The sequence below is a fragment of the Sulfitobacter sp. M85 genome (genome assembly GCF_029285915.1).
Classification (GTDB): Bacteria; Pseudomonadota; Alphaproteobacteria; order Rhodobacterales; family Rhodobacteraceae; genus Sulfitobacter; species Sulfitobacter faviae.
Map to the genome: position 1 here is coordinate 159,271 of NZ_JABECQ010000004.1, position 17,337 is coordinate 176,607.

At 63.2% G+C, this 17,337-nt stretch carries 18 protein-coding genes; 4 read left to right on the forward strand and 14 right to left on the reverse strand.

Going from position 1 to position 17,337, the window contains the following annotated elements; all coding sequences use genetic code 11:
* Window positions 1-157 precede the first annotated feature (157 nt).
* The 4 genes from HKX24_RS09380 to HKX24_RS09395 all read left to right on the forward strand — a co-directional run bounded on the left by HKX24_RS09380 (window position 158) and on the right by HKX24_RS09395 (window position 2,965).
* Window positions 158-835, forward strand: a complete 678-nt coding sequence (locus HKX24_RS09380; RefSeq protein WP_067261931.1) for an ATP-binding cassette domain-containing protein — start codon at window positions 158-160, stop codon at window positions 833-835.
* Complete coding sequence (locus HKX24_RS09385; RefSeq protein WP_271691994.1) at window positions 832-1,740, forward strand: FtsX-like permease family protein; 909 nt, start codon at window positions 832-834, stop codon at window positions 1,738-1,740. Before HKX24_RS09380 ends, HKX24_RS09385 begins: the two co-directional genes overlap by 4 nt.
* Window positions 1,737-2,474 carry a lysophospholipid acyltransferase family protein gene (locus HKX24_RS09390; RefSeq protein ID WP_271691993.1) on the forward strand — a complete coding sequence of 246 codons (738 nt, stop codon included), beginning with the start codon at window positions 1,737-1,739 and terminating at the stop codon, window positions 2,472-2,474. Before HKX24_RS09385 ends, HKX24_RS09390 begins: the two co-directional genes overlap by 4 nt.
* A gap of 104 nt (window positions 2,475-2,578) precedes the next feature.
* Complete coding sequence (locus HKX24_RS09395; protein WP_271691992.1) at window positions 2,579-2,965, forward strand: hypothetical protein; 387 nt, start codon at window positions 2,579-2,581, stop codon at window positions 2,963-2,965.
* Between the two features lie 457 nt (window positions 2,966-3,422).
* Here the strand turns inward: HKX24_RS09395 and lpdA are convergent, their stop codons facing one another.
* The 14 genes from lpdA to HKX24_RS09465 all read right to left on the reverse strand — a co-directional run bounded on the left by lpdA (window position 3,423) and on the right by HKX24_RS09465 (window position 17,103).
* Window positions 3,423-4,811 carry a dihydrolipoyl dehydrogenase gene (lpdA, locus tag HKX24_RS09400; RefSeq protein WP_271691991.1) on the reverse strand — a complete coding sequence of 463 codons (1,389 nt, stop codon included), beginning with the start codon at window positions 4,809-4,811 and terminating at the stop codon, window positions 3,423-3,425.
* A 94-nt stretch (window positions 4,812-4,905) separates the two neighbouring features.
* Entirely contained in the window at window positions 4,906-5,301 is a 396-nt protein-coding gene (locus tag HKX24_RS09405; RefSeq protein ID WP_271691990.1) for an MAPEG family protein, read from the reverse strand.
* Window positions 5,298-5,561: a hypothetical protein gene (locus tag HKX24_RS09410; RefSeq protein WP_271691988.1), complete on the reverse strand. Its 264-nt coding sequence runs from the start codon at window positions 5,559-5,561 to the stop codon at window positions 5,298-5,300. Before HKX24_RS09410 ends, HKX24_RS09405 begins: the two co-directional genes overlap by 4 nt.
* Window positions 5,562-5,572: 11 nt before the next feature.
* The gene (locus HKX24_RS09415; protein ID WP_271691987.1) at window positions 5,573-5,956 is read right to left on the reverse strand and encodes an MAPEG family protein; all 384 of its coding nucleotides are present in this window, start codon (window positions 5,954-5,956) and stop codon (window positions 5,573-5,575) included.
* 79 nt (window positions 5,957-6,035) lie between these two features.
* Window positions 6,036-7,619 carry a 2-oxoglutarate dehydrogenase complex dihydrolipoyllysine-residue succinyltransferase gene (odhB, locus tag HKX24_RS09420; RefSeq protein WP_271691986.1) on the reverse strand — a complete coding sequence of 528 codons (1,584 nt, stop codon included), beginning with the start codon at window positions 7,617-7,619 and terminating at the stop codon, window positions 6,036-6,038.
* Between the two features lie 3 nt (window positions 7,620-7,622).
* Entirely contained in the window at window positions 7,623-10,583 is a 2,961-nt protein-coding gene (locus HKX24_RS09425; protein ID WP_271691985.1) for a 2-oxoglutarate dehydrogenase E1 component, read from the reverse strand.
* Window positions 10,584-10,888: 305 nt separating this feature from the next.
* Entirely contained in the window at window positions 10,889-11,776 is an 888-nt protein-coding gene (sucD, locus tag HKX24_RS09430) for a succinate--CoA ligase subunit alpha (protein WP_067261915.1), read from the reverse strand.
* 52 nt (window positions 11,777-11,828) lie between these two features.
* The gene (locus HKX24_RS09435; protein ID WP_271691984.1) at window positions 11,829-12,515 is read right to left on the reverse strand and encodes a hypothetical protein; all 687 of its coding nucleotides are present in this window, start codon (window positions 12,513-12,515) and stop codon (window positions 11,829-11,831) included.
* A gap of 73 nt (window positions 12,516-12,588) precedes the next feature.
* Entirely contained in the window at window positions 12,589-12,882 is a 294-nt protein-coding gene (locus HKX24_RS09440) for a hypothetical protein (protein WP_271691983.1), read from the reverse strand.
* A gap of 134 nt (window positions 12,883-13,016) precedes the next feature.
* The gene (gene sucC, locus HKX24_RS09445; RefSeq protein WP_271691982.1) at window positions 13,017-14,210 is read right to left on the reverse strand and encodes an ADP-forming succinate--CoA ligase subunit beta; all 1,194 of its coding nucleotides are present in this window, start codon (window positions 14,208-14,210) and stop codon (window positions 13,017-13,019) included.
* Between the two features lie 223 nt (window positions 14,211-14,433).
* Window positions 14,434-15,465, reverse strand: coding sequence for a MaoC family dehydratase (locus HKX24_RS09450; protein ID WP_271691981.1), 1,032 nt, complete (start codon window positions 15,463-15,465; stop codon window positions 14,434-14,436).
* On the reverse strand, window positions 15,465-15,668 hold the full coding sequence (locus HKX24_RS09455; RefSeq protein WP_067261906.1) for a DUF1737 domain-containing protein: 204 nt from the start codon (window positions 15,666-15,668) through the stop codon (window positions 15,465-15,467). Before HKX24_RS09455 ends, HKX24_RS09450 begins: the two co-directional genes overlap by 1 nt.
* Before the next feature lie 14 nt (window positions 15,669-15,682).
* A complete protein-coding gene (locus HKX24_RS09460) occupies window positions 15,683-16,240 on the reverse strand; it encodes an NnrU family protein (protein WP_271691980.1) in 558 nt (185 codons plus the stop codon).
* On the reverse strand, window positions 16,237-17,103 hold the full coding sequence (locus HKX24_RS09465) for a CoA ester lyase (protein WP_271691979.1): 867 nt from the start codon (window positions 17,101-17,103) through the stop codon (window positions 16,237-16,239). Before HKX24_RS09465 ends, HKX24_RS09460 begins: the two co-directional genes overlap by 4 nt.
* Window positions 17,104-17,337 lie beyond the last annotated feature (234 nt).

Below are 17,337 nucleotides of genomic sequence, written 5' to 3' on the forward strand. Positions count from 1 at the left end.
TTCCTGGGTTCGTTCGGTGCTCTGAGATCGTAACGGGCAGCATATGTCCTAGAATAACGTAGGAAAAGTGATATCTGGGCAGGGTGCTGGGGTTCTGAGTGATTGAATCCTTTCCGGTGCTGAGGCACAACAGGTCGAAGTTTTTTAAGGTGGATGCGTGATAGAGCTCGAAAATGTGGCCTACAGCTATGGCGGGGGCGAATTGCTGTCCGACATCACGCTGAAACTCGCCCCCGGATCCTTCCATTTTCTGACCGGCCCCTCGGGCGCGGGCAAGACCACCTTGATGAAGCTCTGCTACGGGGCGCTTTTGCCCACGGCGGGGCATCTGCGGATGTTCGGGCAAGACGTGCGCGGGCTGGGGCGCGATGACATCGCGCTGATGCGCCGCCGCGTCGGCGTGGTGCATCAGGACGTGAAATTCCTGGACCACCTCCCGCTGACCGAGAATGTGGCTCTGCCGCTGAATGTCTCGGGCCGCGGGGCCGAGGCGGGGGGCACGGATCTGGAAGAATTGATGTCTTGGGTTGGCCTTACCAACCGCGCCGACGCCCTGCCGCCTGAGCTTTCGGGCGGGGAGCGGCAGCGGGCCGCCTTGGCCCGCGCGGTGATCATGTCGCCCGATGTGATCCTCGCCGATGAGCCGACGGGGAACATCGACTGGGAGATGTCCCAGCGGCTGCTGCGGCTGCTGATCGAGTTGAACCGCATGGGCAAGACCGTGTTGATCGCCACCCATGATCTGGGCCTCATCCGCGCCACCAAAGCGCATGTGCAGGCCCGCGTCTTGCGCATCGCGAACCGGCGCATCCAACTGGCGGGGGCGGATCTGTGAAGCGCTTCGATCTGGGCGCCCTGCGCGCGATTTTCAAAGGCGACCGGCAGGCCGACCGCGTGGTGCCGCCTTCGGGTTTCACCGCGCAGTTGACGCTTTTCGCAGCGGGGGCGATGGCCTTTCTGGCGGTCTTTGCCTTGGCGCTGTCGCTGGCCTCGGGCCGTTTGGCGCAGGTCTGGGGGCAGGAATTAGCGCAGTCGGCGACGGTGCGGATCGTGGCGCCGCTGGACCAACGCGCGGCCCAGACGGAGGCGGCTTTGAAGGTGTTGCAGACGACCAAGGGCGTGGCTTCGGCCCGTGCCCTGACGGATGCGGAGCAGGAAGAGCTGCTCGCCCCGTGGTTCGGCCCGGAATTGGCGATGGAGAACCTGCCGGTGCCGCGCCTGATCGAAGTGGTCGAGGAGGGTGAGGGATTGGACCCCGTGGGCCTGCGCCTGCGTCTCTCGGCTGAGGTGCCGGGCGCGGTGCTTGACGATCACAGCCGCTGGCGCGCGCCGCTGGTCGTGGCGGCGAGCCGTCTGCGCCTCTTGGGCTGGATTTCGACGCTGTTGATCGGGGCTGCGGTGGCCGCGATGGTGACGCTTGCCGCGCAGGCGGCGCTTGCGGCCAATGCGCAGGTGATCGCGGTGCTGAGGCTGGTGGGGGCGACCGATGATTATATCGCGCGGGCCTTCATCCGCCGTTTCACCCTGCGCGCGCTGCTGGGCGCGGCGGCGGGCACGGCCTTGGGCATGATCGCGGTGGTGTTGCTGCCTGACGCGGGCGAGGCAGGCGGATTTTTGACCGGCTTGGGCTTCCAGGGCTGGCATTGGGCCGTGCCGCTGATGGTGCCGCTTCTCGTTGGCGCGGTCGCCTTTGCCGCCACCGGGGCCGCCGCCCGGCGTACATTGAGGGAGTTGACATGAAGCTGCTGCAATGGGTCCGCTCAATCCTCTATATCGTGCAGGTGACCGTGGCGATGCCGGTGATCGGGCTGGCCTTCGCGCCTTGGGCGATGTTTTCCAAACGCGGCGCCTATGCGGGCTGCAAAACCTATGCCGCTTGGGCCATGTGGACGGCGCGTTGGCTGATCGGGCTGCGCTGCGAAGTGCGCGGCCAAGTCCCCGAGGGTGAGGTTCTGATCGCGGCCAAACATCAATCGTTCCTCGATATCATCATGATCTTCCACGCCCTGCCACGGGCCAAGTTCATCATGAAGCGCGAGGTGCTTTGGACGCCGGTGATCGGGCAATACACCAAGCGGATGCAAATGATCGCAGTGAACCGGGGCAAGCGCGGGCAGGCGATTACCAAGATGATGGAAGACGTAAACGCGGGCCGGGTGGAGCCGGGGCAGATTGTGATCTATTCCCAAGGCACCCGTGTCGCCCCGGGGCTCAGCGCGCCTTACAAGGTCGGCACGGCGGTGCTTTACGATCAACTGGGACAGGTCTGCGTGCCTGCGGCGACCAATGCGGGCTACTTCTGGCCACGCCGGGGCCTCTACCGCCGCCCGGGCTTGGCCGTGGTGGAGTTTCTGGAGCCGATCGAGCCGGGGCTGGACAAGCGCACCTTCATGGCGCGGTTGGAGCAGGAAGTGGAGAGCCATTCCGACGCGCTGCTGCGCGAAGCGGGGTGGCGGCCTACGGAGGTGGGGTAGGCGCATAGGTGACGCCACGAAATTCGCGTTTAGATTGAATTTCCTCTGGAATGTACATGCTCATAAGTCTACGAAGAAGCGTATTTTTCGTTAAGGACTTTAAAATGAAGAAAATTGTAGCATCGCTTGCCTTGGCGGCGGTTTCTGTCAGCGCATGTGCTCAAAAGGCCGACACCATTGCTCCGTCCTACGTGTCGCCAGTGACTTACCAGTCTTACTCTTGCAAACAATTGGTGGCCGAAGCGAACCGTGTAAGCGCTAAGGTTGGCGAACTCTCTGGCGTTCAAAACAAAAAAGCCAGCGATGACGCGGTCGCCACCGGCGTAGCGCTGGTCGTGTTCTGGCCCGCCGCCTTCTTTATCAAGGGCGACAAACAGACCGCGGCGGAGCTGGGGCGCCTGAAAGGTGAGCTGGAAGCCTTGGAGAAAATGAGCATCCAGAAAAATTGCGGGATCACTTTCCGGCGGGTCGCTCCGGCGAAAGCTGAGTAGACCCTGCGGCTTATACTGCCAGTCTTGAGCGGCCTGCCTAACCTAGGTGGGCCGTTGTTGTTTTTGCGGAGCAAGAGTTGGCATGTTCCGCCCGGCCGCAAGCCGGGCAGCGCCGACCCGCCCCCCAGGGGCGGCGCTTTCAGCACCACCCCGCGGGTCGGCGCTGCCCTCCGCGATTTGTCGGCATGCTGTAGTGCCCGCTTAAACGATGGTTTCGCGGGATGCAATCTTAGGTTTTTAGGAAGCCGTTCGAAAGTGGCGGCGCCGCCGAGGGAGGTGGAAAGAGCAGGCGTCACCCTGCATGTCTCTACGTATCGACATGACCCGCGAGGGGCCTCGTCTTCCGTGAATGTCGCGACGGGGGAGGTTGTAGGGCAGGGGTGGTTAACGCGCGATAGCCGCAGCGTGCGCCGCCTGCGCAACGAAAAGGGGCGGACCCTTGGCCCGCCCCGTCGTCTTACATGTGGATCGGCCCGTCGCCGCAGGCCAGTGCGGCTTCGCGCACGGCTTCGGAATAGGTCGGGTGCGCGTGGCAGGTCATCGCCAAATCCTGCGCCGAGGCGCCGAATTCCATCGCCACGCAGACCTCGTGGATCAGGTCGCCCGCGCCGGGACCGATGATGTGGCAGCCGAGGATGCGGTCGGTCTCCTTATCCGCGATGAGCTTGACGAAACCGTCGCCGGCAAAGACCGCTTTGGCCCGCGCGTTGCCCATGAAGGAGAATTTGCCGACCTTATAGGCCCGGCCCGCTTCCTTCAGCGTTGCCTCGGTCTCGCCCACGCTGGCGACCTCCGGGTGGGTGTAGATCACGCCGGGGATCACGCCGTAGTTCACATGGCCATGCTTGCCCGCGATGACTTCGGCTGCGGCCATGCCTTCGTCCTCGGCCTTATGGGCCAGCATCGGGCCTTCGATCACGTCGCCGATGGCGTAGACGCCTTTGACGGAGGTCTCCCAATGGTCGTTCACGGCGATCTGGCCGCGCTCGGTCATCTTGATGCCCAGATCGTCCAGCCCCATGCCTTTGACGACCGGCTTGCGGCCTGTAGCGACCAGCACAGCATCGGCTTCGATCTCGTGTTCGCTGTCGTCCTTGCGCAGCTTGTAGCTGACTGTGGCCTTGCCCTTGGCGACTTCGGTCTTCTGCACGGCGGCACCCATGACGAAGTTCAGCCCCTGCTTTTTCAGCATGCGCTGGAAGGTCTTTTGCACCTCGGGGTCCATGCCGGGGGTGATCACGTCGAGATATTCGACGACCGTAATCTCGGTCCCCAGACGCGCGTAAACGCTGCCCAGTTCCAGACCGATCACGCCCGCGCCAATCACCACCATCTTCTTGGGGATTTTGCCCAGTTCCAGCGCGCCGGTGGAGGTGACGACGGTTTTCTCGTCGACTTCGACGCCCGGCAGGGAGGCCGCTTCGGAGCCGGAGGCAATGATGATGTTCTTGGTCTCATGGACCTCATCGCCGACCTTGACCTTGCCCGCTTCGGGGATCGAACCCCAGCCCTTCAGCCAGTCGATCTTGTTCTTCTTGAACAGAAATTCGATGCCCTTGGTGTTGGTCTCGATGGTCTTGTCCTTGTAGGTCAGCATCTGCTTCCAATCGACGGTCGGCGCTTTCGCCTTCAGACCCATCTCTTCGAAATTATGCTCGGCCTCATGCAGCATATGCGTGGCGTGGAGCAGCGCCTTGGAGGGGATGCAGCCCACGTTGAGGCAGGTGCCGCCGAGGGTCTCACGGCCTTCGACACAGGCGGTTTTCAGGCCCAGTTGCGCGCAACGGATGGCGGCGACATAGCCGCCGGGGCCGGAGCCGATCACGATGACATCATAGCTCGACATGGGGGGTCTCCTTAGCAGTCGGGTGGTGCAGGCAAGGTATGAGGCGCGGGTTACAGGTGCAAGCGCCGCTGCCTGCGGGTGTTTGGGGATAGGGTTAAATGAGGGCCGCCAGCAGCATCAGCATGGTCGCGGCAAAACCGATGATCCAGATGAACGACCGATGCGGGCGCAGGCCAAGCGCATAGGCCGGAACATAAAGCAGCCGGGCGATGAGATAGACCCAAGCGCAGGCGGCGGTGAAGGCGGTGTTTTGGGCCGACATCTGCACCACGCCCACGGCGATGCCGAAAAGGATCAGCCCTTCGAAATGGTTGTCGAGCGCGCGGCCCAGACGGGCGGTGCGGTCGCTCATCGCGCGCGACGGCTCACGGTCGCGCGCCGACATGGTGTAGCCGGGGCCAAGCTCACGGTTGGCGGGCACGGCGTAGAGCACGAATTGCACCCCCTGCAACAGAGCCGCGAGGGTCAGGACGGTCAGCTCGGCGCTCATGCGGATTTCACGAAATAGGCGGTGGAGCTGGTCACGGTGCCCTTGTCATCGCTGCTCAGCGCATCGGAGCGGGCGAGCCAGTCATCGGCCTTTTTGCGGTCGTTCACGTCGAGCAAGACAGAAGCTTTGGTGCTGCTGTCGGCGTGTTGCCAGATTTGCAGCACCGAGAGCCCCGCATTGCGCCGCGCCTCGGCATCGGCGTCGAATGCGTCTTTCCAAGCGGCGAAATCGGTGACGTCGAAGTGGCAGATCATCTGCATGGGAATGCCTTTCAGAGCGCGTGGAAATAGAGAACGGCAGTGGCGGCATAGCCTGCGAGCCACGCCAGCGTGCGGATCGTCGGCACGCCGAGGGCGTAGACGATCAGATAGATGATCCGCGCCAGCAAAAAGACCTGCGCGGCCAGCAGGGTGGCGCTGTTGTTGCGGCCCATGATCTCGACCAGCAGCACGGCGGGGGCGAAGATCGCCATGGCCACGACAGAGTTATCGAGCGCGCGGCCCAGACGTGCGGTCATGCCGGTGGTGGTGCGCGTCTCATCGCGCGAGGACATCAGGTAGCCCATCGAGAGTTGCCGGGTCGCGCCCAGCACCTGCAAGAGGATCGTCAGCATGACCAGAAGGCCATAGGCGGCGAGGAGGGTGGTTTCACTCATGGTCTGTGTCCTTTCGCTATGTGGGAAAACCCACGGGTCCACAGGTAGATAGGGCGGGGGTCGCCCCCCGCCCATAGTATCACAGATCCATCAACAGACGGCGCGGATCTTCCAGCATCTCTTTGACGCGGACGAGGAAGGTCACAGCGCCCTTGCCGTCGATCAGGCGGTGGTCGTAGCTGAGCGAGATATACATCATCGGACGGATCACGACCTCACCGTTGATCGCCATCGGGCGGTCCTGAATTTTCGCCATGCCGAGGATGCCGGACTGTGGCGGGTTCAGGATGGGCGCGGTCATCAGCGAGCCGTAGACGCCGCCGTTGGAGATGGTGAAGGTGCCGCCGGTCATGTCGGCCATGGTCAGCTTGCCGTCACGGGCCTTCTTGCCCATGGCGTTCACGGCCTTCTCGATCTCGGCAAAGGACATCGCGTCAGCGTCCTTGATCACCGGCACCACGAGGCCCGTGGGCGTGCCTGCGGCGACGCCCATGTGGACGTAGTTCTTGTAGATCACGTCGGTGCCGTCGATCTCGGCGTTGACCTCGGGGATCTCTTTCAGCGCGTGGCAGCAGGCCTTGGTGAAGAAGGACATGAAGCCCATCCGGACGCCGTGCTTCTTCTCGAAGTCGGCCTTGTAGGCGTTGCGCAGGGCCATGACCTCGGTCATGTCGACCTCGTTAAAGGTCGTCAGGATCGCGGCGGTGTTCTGCGCTTCCTTCAGGCGGCGCGCCATGGTCTGCTTGAGGCGGGTCATCTTGACGCGCTCTTCGCGGGCGGCGTCATCGGGGGCGGAGGCAGCGCGCGGTGCTGCGGGTTTTGCCTCGGCTTTTGGCGCGGAGGCGCCTGCGGCCACGGCTTTGGCCACGTCTTCCTTCATCACGCGGCCATCGCGGCCCGAAGCTGTGACCTGATCGCGGCTGATGCCCGCTTCGGCCATCGCTTTCTTGGCGGAAGGCGCGTCTTCCACATCCTTGCCATCGGCGGGCTTGGTCTCAGGCGCGGCACCGGCACCGGATTTGGCGTCTTCACCCTTGGGGGCAGCAGCGCCTGCGCCGGTGGTCAGCGCGGCCAGTGTGGCGGACGCTTCGACGGTGCTGCCTTCTTCGGCAAAGATTTCGGCCAGCACGCCTGCGGCGGGGGCGGGGACTTCGACGCTAACTTTGTCGGTCTCCAACTCGCAGAGCATCTCATCGGCTTCGACCTTGTCGCCGACCTTTTTGAACCAAGTGCTCACGGTCGCTTCGGTCACCGATTCGCCCAAGGTGGGCACCTGTACGTCGATGCTTTGACCTTCGCGGGCGGCGACTTCGGTAGCGCCTGCGTCGATGGCTTTGGGCGCATCACCGCCACGGTCGGACTGGGAGGCAGCGCCGGAATCTTCGGCGGCCTCCTTGGCCTTGGGCGCGGCGGCGGTGCCGCTGTCGCCTTCGCTGACATTGGCCAGCAGGGCGTCGACGCCCACGGTGTCGCCTTCTTGGGCGACGATCTCGCTCAGGGTGCCTGCGACGGGGGAGGGCACCTCGACAGTCACCTTGTCGGTTTCCAACTCGCAGAGCATTTCATCAACCGCGACGGTATCGCCGGGTTTCTTGAACCATGTGGCAACGGTGGCTTCTGTGACGGATTCGCCCAGCGTTGGGACGCGTACTTCGCTTGTCATGGTTTACTTTCCTTTGATGGTCAGCGCCTCGTCAACGAGGGCGGCTTGTTGTGCTTTGTGCTGGCTGGCCAGACCCGTGGCGGGCGAGGCCGAAGTGGCGCGGCCCACATAGGAGGCGCGGCCATGTTTCGCGTCGATGCGGCCCAGAACCCATTCGATATTGGGCTCGATGAAGGACCATGCACCTTGGTTCTTGGGCTCTTCCTGACACCAGATCATCTCGGCCCCTTTGAAGCGTTCCAGCTCCTTCACGGCGGATTGCGCGGGGAAGGGGTAGAACTGCTCGAAGCGCAGGAGGTAGATGTCGTCGATGCCGCGGGCGTCACGCTCTTCCAGCAGGTCGTAATAGACCTTGCCCGAACACATCACCACGCGCTTGATCTTGTCATCCGCGACCAGTTTGGTGTCGGAGTTGCCCTTTTCGGCGTCATCCCAGAGCACCCGGTGGAAGCTCGACCCGGTGGTGAATTCATCGGCCTTGCTGATGGCCAGCTTGTGGCGCAGCAGCGACTTGGGCGTCATCAACATCAGCGGCTTGCGGTAGCTGCGGTGCAGCTGGCGGCGCAGGATGTGGAAGTAGTTGGCGGGCGTGGTGCAGTTCGCCACGATCCAGTTGTCGCCGCCGCACATGGTGAGGAAACGCTCCAGACGGGCCGAGGAGTGCTCGGGCCCTTGCCCCTCATAGCCATGCGGCATCAGGCAGACGAGGCCCGACATCCGCAGCCACTTGCTCTCACCGCTCGAGATGAACTGGTCGAACATGATCTGCGCGCCATTGGCGAAGTCGCCGAACTGCGCTTCCCAAAGCGTCAGCGCATTGGGTTCGGCCAGCGAGTAGCCATATTCAAAGCCCAGCACTGCATATTCGCTGAGCATCGAGTCGATGACTTCGTACTCGGCCTGACCTTCGCGGATGTGGTTCAGCGGGTAGTAGCGATCTTCGTTCTCTTGGTTGATGAAGGCCGAGTGGCGTTGGCTGAAGGTGCCGCGGGTGCTGTCCTGACCGGACAGGCGGACCTTGTAGCCCTCGGTCAGCAGGGAGCCGAAGGCGAGCGCCTCTGCCGTGGCCCAGTCGAAGCCCTCACCGCTTTCGAACATCTTCTTTTTCGCGTCGAGCAGACGGCCGATGGTCTTGTGCAGCGGGAAGCCCTCGGGCGCGGTGGTGATCGCCTTGCCGACATCTTGCAGCGTTTCGGGGGCAATGGCGGTTTTGCCGCGTTGGTAGGACTTGTTCTTTTTGTCCATGCCGGACCACTTGCCGTCGAGCCAGTCGGCCTTGTTCGGGCGGTAGTCTTTCCCGGCCTCGAACTCATCATTCAGATGGTTCTGGAAGGCGGTCTTCATGTCTTCGATCTCACCCTCGGGGATCAGACCGTCGGCCACCAGACGCGAGGTATAAAGGCTCAGCGTGGTTTTCTGTTTCTTGACGCTCTTGTACATCACCGGGTTGGTGAACATCGGCTCATCGCCTTCGTTGTGACCAAAGCGGCGGTAGCAGAAGATGTCGATGACCACGTCTTTGTGGAACTTCTGGCGGAACTCGGTCGCGACGCGGGCGGCATGGACCACGGCTTCCGGATCATCGCCGTTGACGTGGAAGATCGGCGCCTCGACCACAAGCGCGTTGTCGGTCGGATAGGGCGAGGAGCGCGAGAAATGCGGCGCGGTGGTGAAGCCGATTTGGTTGTTCACCACGATATGCATGGTGCCGCCGGTCTTGTGGCCCTTGAGGCCCGACAGCGCGAAACATTCGGCCACGACACCTTGGCCCGCAAAAGCCGCGTCACCGTGCAGGAGCACGGGCATGACGGCGGTGCGGTCCTCGTCGTTGAGCTGATCCTGCTTGGCGCGGACCTTGCCCAGCACCACGGGGTTCACCGCTTCAAGGTGGGAGGGGTTCGCGGTTAGCGACAGGTGCACGGAGTTGCCGTCAAACTCACGGTCGGACGACGCGCCGAGGTGGTATTTCACATCGCCCGAGCCATCCACATCGTCAGGTTTGAAGCTGCCGCCTTGGAATTCGTTAAAGATCGCGCGGTAGGGCTTTTGCATGACGTTAGCGAGGACCGACAGACGGCCCCGGTGGGGCATGCCGATGACGATGTCCTTGACGCCCAACTGGCCGCCGCGCTTGATGATCTGCTCCATCGCCGGAACAAGGCTTTCGCCGCCATCGAGGCCGAAACGCTTGGTGCCCATGTATTTGACGTGCAGGAACTTCTCGAAACCCTCGGCTTCGACCAGCTTGCTCAGGATTGCCTTGCGGCCTTCCTTAGTAAAGGCGATTTCCTTGCCGTAGCCTTCGATCCGTTCTTTTAGCCAACCGGCCTGCTCGGGGTCGGAAATATGCATATATTGCAGCGCGAAGGTGCCGCAGTAGGTCGAGCGGACGATGCCGACGATCTGCTTCATGGTGGCCACTTCAAGGCCCAGCACATTGTCGATGAAGATCGGGCGGTCCATGTCGGCATCGGTGAAACCGTAGGACTTGGGGTCAAGCTCGGGCTGTTCGCCCATGTCGCGCATGCCCAGAGGGTCGAGCGTGGCGGCGAGGTGGCCACGGATGCGGTAGGCGCGGATCAGCATGAGCGCGCGGATGCTGTCGAGCACGGCGGCGCGGATTTGATCGTCGGAAACAGGAACGCCCTTTTCCTCGGCCTTTTTCTTGATCTTCTCGCCTGCGGCCTTCGCCTCGGTCGGTTCGGGCCAGACGCCTGTCAGCGCGCCCATCACCTCGCTCTGCGGGGCGGGGGGCCAATCGGGGCGCGCCCAAGAGGGGCCAGCGGCCTCGGCTTGCGCGGTTTCGGCGTCATCGCCCATCGCCGCAAAGAACGTTTGCCATGCCTCGTCAACCGCGTTGGGATCATTGGCATAGCGGGCGTACATCGCCTCAAGATATTCCGCGTTGTCGCCTTCCATAAAGGAAGAGGCGTGGAATTGTTCGTTGGCGGGTTGGTCGGTCATTGGGTCACCTTTGTTCGGCGGGGCAGACGGGACAGGGTCAGAATCAGGGTCGGTCTATAGTCAGGCCCGGGGCGGGGGGCCATAGGTATCGAAGGCGGAGGTACAGGGCCCTGCGGGGCCGCCGGATCGGGCGCTTGCCCGCGGGCCGGCGCCGGGCGAAAGCGGGCAGAGATTGACCGCGGTCTGAATGTGCATCTTGCCCTCCTTCGCTGTCGGCGGCGCCGGGTGGTTTTTATCAAGACCCCGCAAAACATAGTGCTTTGCGGAGAGGGTCAATGGGCGGGCCGTGACCCGCCCGGCAGGCATCAGCCCTTGTCGATCGCTTCTTTGACCGCTTCGCCCAATGTGGCGGGGCTGTCGGCGACCACGATCCCGGCTTCTTTCATCGCTTCGATCTTGCTCTCCGCGTCGCCCTTGCCACCGGCGACGATGGCGCCTGCGTGGCCCATGCGGCGTCCGGGAGGGGCGGTGCGGCCGGCGATGAAACCGGCTGTGGGCTTCCAACGGCCCTTCTTCTTCTCATCGGCGAGGAACTGTGCCGCTTCCTCTTCGGCGGAGCCGCCGATTTCGCCGATCATGATGATCGACTGTGTTTCGTCATCGGCAAGGAACATCTCCAGCACGTCGATATGCTCGGTCCCTTTGATCGGGTCGCCGCCGATGCCCACGGCCGAAGACTGGCCGAGGCCCATGTCGGTGGTCTGCTTGACGGCCTCGTAGGTCAGGGTGCCCGAGCGCGACACGACGCCGACGGAGCCGCGGCGGTGGATGTGGCCCGGCATGATGCCGATCTTGCAGGCATCGGGCGTGATGACACCGGGGCAGTTCGGGCCGATCAGGCGCGACTTGGAGCCTTCGAGCGCGCGGGCGACGCGAGCCATGTCCAGAACCGGGATGCCTTCGGTGATGCAGACGATCAGCTCCATCTCGGCGTCGATCGCCTCAAGGATCGAGTCGGCGGCGAAGGGGGGCGGGACGTAGATCACGGAGGCATTGGCCTCGGTCGCGTGTTTGGCTTCGTGCACGGAGTTGAAGACCGGCAGGTCGAGATGCGTCTGGCCGCCTTTGCCGGGTGTCACGCCGCCGACCATCTTGGTGCCATAGGCGATGGCCTGTTCGGTGTGGAACGTCCCCTGCGAGCCGGTCAGACCCTGACAGATGACTTTGGTGTTTTCGTTGACTAGTACGGCCATGATTTCTTCCTTGGTCGGTGATGTTTAATCCCGGGGGCAGGCCCCGGGGGCGTCAGACGCGGTGCGCCCGGTTGGTGGGATGGGCCGTGGCAGGCGCAGGGCCGGGCCACAGCAGGATGGCGACGAGGAACATGACCGGGATGCCAAGCTCCCCGATCTCCTCGACGACGAAGGCGGTGCGTTCGGCATCGGCGCTGACCTCGATCCCCAAGGGGGCGAGTTTGCGCGCGATGCCGTCGAGCAGTTTGTAAGCGACGGTGAAACCGATCCCCAGGAGGACCGCCCCCGCCCAAGCGCGGCCCCGAAACAGGGCCGCGAGATAGGGCCGGGCGTGACGCCAGAGCATCAGCAGGATCGCGGTGACGATCAGCACAAGGATCAGCCCGGCGATCAGCCTTTCGCCCAGCGGGACGCCCTCACCGGTATACTGGCGGGCTTTGAACAGGCCGCGGGTGAAAAGGCTTTTGTCGAGGTCCAATTCGCGCGCTGCCATGACCGCTAGCACCAGCGGCAGATACCAGACCCGCAGCACCGCGGCGCGCAGGGTCCAGACCAATGCGAGGATGCACAGGACATAGCCCACAACGGAGAGGCTTTCGTAAAAGCCACCTTCGGCCAACAGGGTGGTTTGGCTGGCGGCGGGCAGGCCGTTCACAACGACCATCTGCGCGGCAAAGGCCAGGATCAGGGCAAGGATCACCCACCAGCCCGCGCGGGAAGAGGCAAACGCCTGTATCATAGGCCCGCCTTTCGCGGGGCGCTGTAGCGCTTGGCCGCATGTTGAGTAAAGGGGGCGAGCGACAGCACGGGCATCAGTAAAGCCGCTCTTCTTGATCGACCAGCAGGTCCAGCAGCCGCAGGGTCAGCAGACCCGCGCCCATGACCATGAGGCTGCGGCCAATGGAGCCGGTGAGGTTCGACGGCAGGATCATCGCCAGCCCGTTGCGGGATTTCCGTGCCGCGCGGCTGAACCCGCGGTCGCAGCGGCGGTGGTTGGCGGCTTCGGGCAGACGCAGGGCCGCGGGTTGCCACTGCCGGATCAGAATTCCAGCCCCCAATAGCGCAATACCCGTCAGAACGGGGGAGGATTTGGGAGATTGATCCATACTGACCTCATTGCATCATCGGGTGGGCGCGGCACTGCATTGTCGCTTTTGCCCCTGCCGCAGCGGGGCGGCAGGAACGGTTGAAACGGCCACCCCAACCGGCGCGTGGGCCGGCCGGGAGTGGCCGGAAAGGCTTAGCCTTTGACCGCTTTCACGATCTTCTGCGCGCCATCTTTCAGGTCGTCGGCGGCGATGACGTCGAGACCGGAGTTGTTGATGATCGCCTTGCCTTCTTCGACATTGGTGCCTTCGAGACGGACAACCAGCGGTACCTTCAGGCCCACTTCCTTGACCGCGGCGACCACGCCCTCGGCGATGACGTCACAGCGCATGATGCCGCCGAAGATGTTGACGAGGATGCCTTTGACGTTCTCATCAGAGGTGATGATTTTGAAGGCTTCGGTCACCTTCTCCTTGGTCGCGCCACCGCCCACGTCGAGGAAGTTGGCAGGCTCCGCACCGTAGAGCTTGATGATGTCCATGGTCGCCATCGCAAGGCCCGCGCCGTTCACCATGCAGCCGATCTCACCGTCGAGCGCGATGTAGTTCAGGTCATACTTGGAGGCTTCGAGTTCCTTGGCGTCTTCCTCGGTCTCGTCGCGCAGGTTGGCGATGTCGGGCTGGCGGTACATGGCGTTGCCGTCGAAGCCGACTTTGGCGTCGAGCACCTTGAGTTCGTTGCCGGGCATGACGATCAGCGGGTTGATCTCCAGCATCTCCATGTCCTTCTCGATGAAGGCTTTGTAGAGCTGACCCATCAGCTTGACGCATTGCTTGACGGCGGCGCCCTCAAGACCCAGCGAGAAGGCAACGCGGCGGCCATGGTAGGGCTGGTAGCCGGTGGCCGGGTCGACGGAGAAGCTGAGGATTTTCTCAGGTGTCGCTTCGGCGACTTCTTCAATGTCCATGCCGCCTTCGGTGGAGCAGACAAAGGAGATGCGGCTGGTCTGGCGATCAACCAGCAGGGCGAGGTACAGCTCGCGCTCGATGTCGGAGCCGTCTTCGATGTAGATGCGGTTGACCTGCTTGCCTGCGGGGCCGGTCTGGTGCGTGACCAGCGTCTTGCCCAGCATCTTCTTGGCTTCCTCGGCCGCTTCTTCCACGGATTTGGCAAGGCGCACGCCGCCCTTTTCGCCAGCAGCGGCTTCTTTGAAGCTGCCCTTGCCGCGACCGCCTGCGTGAATCTGCGCTTTGACAACCCAGAGGGGCCCGTCCATTTCGCCGGCTGCGTTCTTGGCGTCTTCTGCCTTCAGCACAACGCGGCCGTCGGAGACAGGGGCGCCATAGCTGCGCAGGAGGGCTTTTGCCTGATATTCGTGGATGTTCATGAAAACGGTCCCGTTTCTGTTCCAGTTGCCCCGTAGTATGGGGATGACTTTCGTTCCTGTAAGGGTTTTTTCGGAGAAAGCCGGGTTTGGCCAGCTAAAAATGAGTTTTGTGATCACACGATAAATACGTGTGATCACATTTCCGCTCAGCGGCTCCGAATCGGCTGATTTTTGCTTGAATAAGGGGGGATAGGCCGCCCCACCGAAGGGGCGGACCGGCTGTTTAGCGCGGCATGAGCGCCCAGTAATCGAGGTCAAGCAAAACCTCGGGGCGGTATTTTCCGCCCTCGTCGCGCAGCGCGAAGGGGGCCCCGCCCTTGGTTGCTACAAGGCGCAGACGCAGCGCACCGACACCGGGGGCCGACGTCTCGGCCTTGTCGAGCACTTCGGTCCAGGCACGGACGGTATCGCCCGCAAGGCAGGGGTTGGCATGGGCGCCGCCGTTCAGCCCCACGACCATCTGCGCATTGGCCAGCCCGTTGAAGGACAGCGCGCGGGCCATGGAGATCACATGACCGCCATAGATCAGCCGCGAGCCATCGGGGCGGGCGGAGGTGTCAAAATGCACCTTGGCCGTGTTCTGCCACAGGCGCGTGGCCATCATGTGTTCGGCTTCCTCGATCGTGACACCGTCGACATGGTCGATCTTTTCGCCGACCTCATAATCGCCCCAGCGGTGCGGCTCCCCGGCGCGGGCGAAGTCGTAATTGGTAAAGTCGAGGCCCTGCGGGATGTGCAATTGATCCACGGTCAGCGCATCGGGCAGGTCCGGCAGGGTGGTCTCGGGCGCGGGGGCGTCGAGGTCGCCTTTGCGCACCATGACCCAGCGGACATAGTCGAGCACCGTTTCGTCATTCTGGTTCAACCCGGTGGTGCGGACCCAGACGACGCCGGTCTTGCCGTTGGAGTTTTGCTTAAGACCGATCACCTCGCTTTCCGCGCGCAGCGTGTCGCCGGGCCAGACGGGGCGCAGCCAGCGGCCTTGGGCATAGCCCAGATTGGCCACGGCATTGAGCGAGACATCCGGCACGGTTTTACCAAAGACGATGTGAAAGGCGATCATATCGTCGAGCGGGCTGGCCTTCAGCCCGCAGGACTGGGCGAAACTATCGGCGGAATAGAGCGCGTGCCGGGCGGGGTAGAGCGCGTGATAAAGCGCACGTTCGCCCGCGCCGACCGTGCGGGGCACCGCGTGATGCAGCACCTCGCCCAGTTTGTAGTCTTCGAAAAAGCGGCCCCGGTTGGTCTTGCTCATCACTGCTCGCCCAATTTGGTGTCGGGCGAATAGGTGCCGGGGGCGTCTTTCACCACGGCTTGGCCGCAGCGCATGACCCCGGCCTTGTGGTCCCATGTTTGGGTGGGAGAGCCGTAAAGCTCCCAGCCTTTGTTCAGCGCATCGGTGACTTTGTGGCAAAAGGCGGATGTGTCTTCTTCGGAGAGGAAGCGGTAAACTTTCATGGAAGGCTCCGGGATCAATGGGGGAAGGGGATAACGCCGAGCCATGTGTGAATGCCGGCGACGAGAACGAAGAGGATCGTGGAGATCACGATGAGGCGGATATAGGTGGCGCGGCCTGCGTGGGGCGGGGGTGTCCAGCCCGGCTCGGCGCGGTTGATCAGGATCACCTCGCTCACCGCCCAGCCCAGCATGGTGGCAAAGAGCAGGATGGAGGCGAGATCGCCATTGACCAGAAGGTGTGCCGTGGCCCAGATCTTCACCGCCAGCAGTTGCGGGTGGCGGGTTTTATAGGCGGGCCATGCCTTGGCGCCCTTGGCCGCGCTGGAGCCGAAGACCCAAAAGGCCAGTACCATCAACAGGTTGTTGATGTGGATGAAGAAGCTCGGCGGGGTCCAGACCGGAATGAATTCCGCCGCGCGATAGCCCCAGATGATGAGGGCTAGCGCCACGACCAATGCGGCGGCCACCGCGCCTCGGCCTGCGGTGCCCATCTGCGCCCGTTGGGCAGGCATCAGGCGTTTAAAGGGATGGGCGCCGATCCAGAGGATCAGACCGAGGATGAGGATTGTCATGGCGAGGGCTCCGGGCTCATGGCTGCAATTGCCGCCAGTTTTGCCAGTGTTTCGCGGGCGGTGGCAACATGTAGATTTTCCACGATTTTACCGTCGACGACCGCCACGCCCTGACCTGCGGCCTGAGCCTCTTCATAGGCGGCGATCTGGCGGCGGGCGAGGGCGGCTTCTTCCTCTGAGGGGGTAAAGGCCGCATTGGCGATGTCGAGCTGTGCGGGGTGGATCAGCGTTTTGCCGTCGAACCCCATGTCGCGGCCCTGTGCGCATTCCGCGCGCAGCCCGTCTTCGTCTTTGAACGCGTTATACACCCCGTCGATGATCGCCACGCCATGGGCTTTGGCGGCCAGCAGGCAGAGGCCGAGGCCGGTGATCAGCGGCAGGCGGTCGGGGCGGAAGCGGGTTTGCAGGTCTTTCGCCAGATCGTTGGTGCCCATGACCATGGCCTGCAACTGGCGGTGTCCGGCGATGGCGGCGGCGTTAAGCATGGCGCCGGGGGTTTCCATCATCGCCCAAAGGGGGATGTCGCCCACGATCTCGGCCAGCGCTTCGAGATCGGCGGGGGAGCCGACCTTGGGCAAGAGAATCGCATCGGGGTTCATCGCGGCGGCGGCGCGGGCGTCATCGGCGCCCCATTCGGTATCGAGCCCGTTGATCCGCACCACCCGCATCCGCGCGCCGTAGCCGCCTTCGGCCAGTGCCTCGGCCAATGTTTCACGTGCAGCGACCTTCTCATCGGGGGAGACGGCATCTTCGAGGTCGAAGATCACCGCGTCGCAGGCCAATCCACGGGCTTTGTCCAAGGCACGGGGCTTGGAGCCCGGAATGTAGAGAACGGAACGCAGGGGGCGGGTTGTGGCGGTCATGAAAAGCTCCTCGGGCAGGGCGGCGTACTGGCCTCCTAACATTATTGCGCACAGAGGGGCATTTTTGTGCGAAAACTTCAAGGCAAAACATGCCGCGACGCAGCGAAGCTGTTGCGGTGATTTCCGCGCGGCGGATTAACCAGTCTTTCAGCCTTGGGGCGCACTGTCAGTTGCATCGCATCTGCGGCAGTTTCCAGCGCAGCGGATGCAGTCATTTCAACCAAGGCTGCTTTG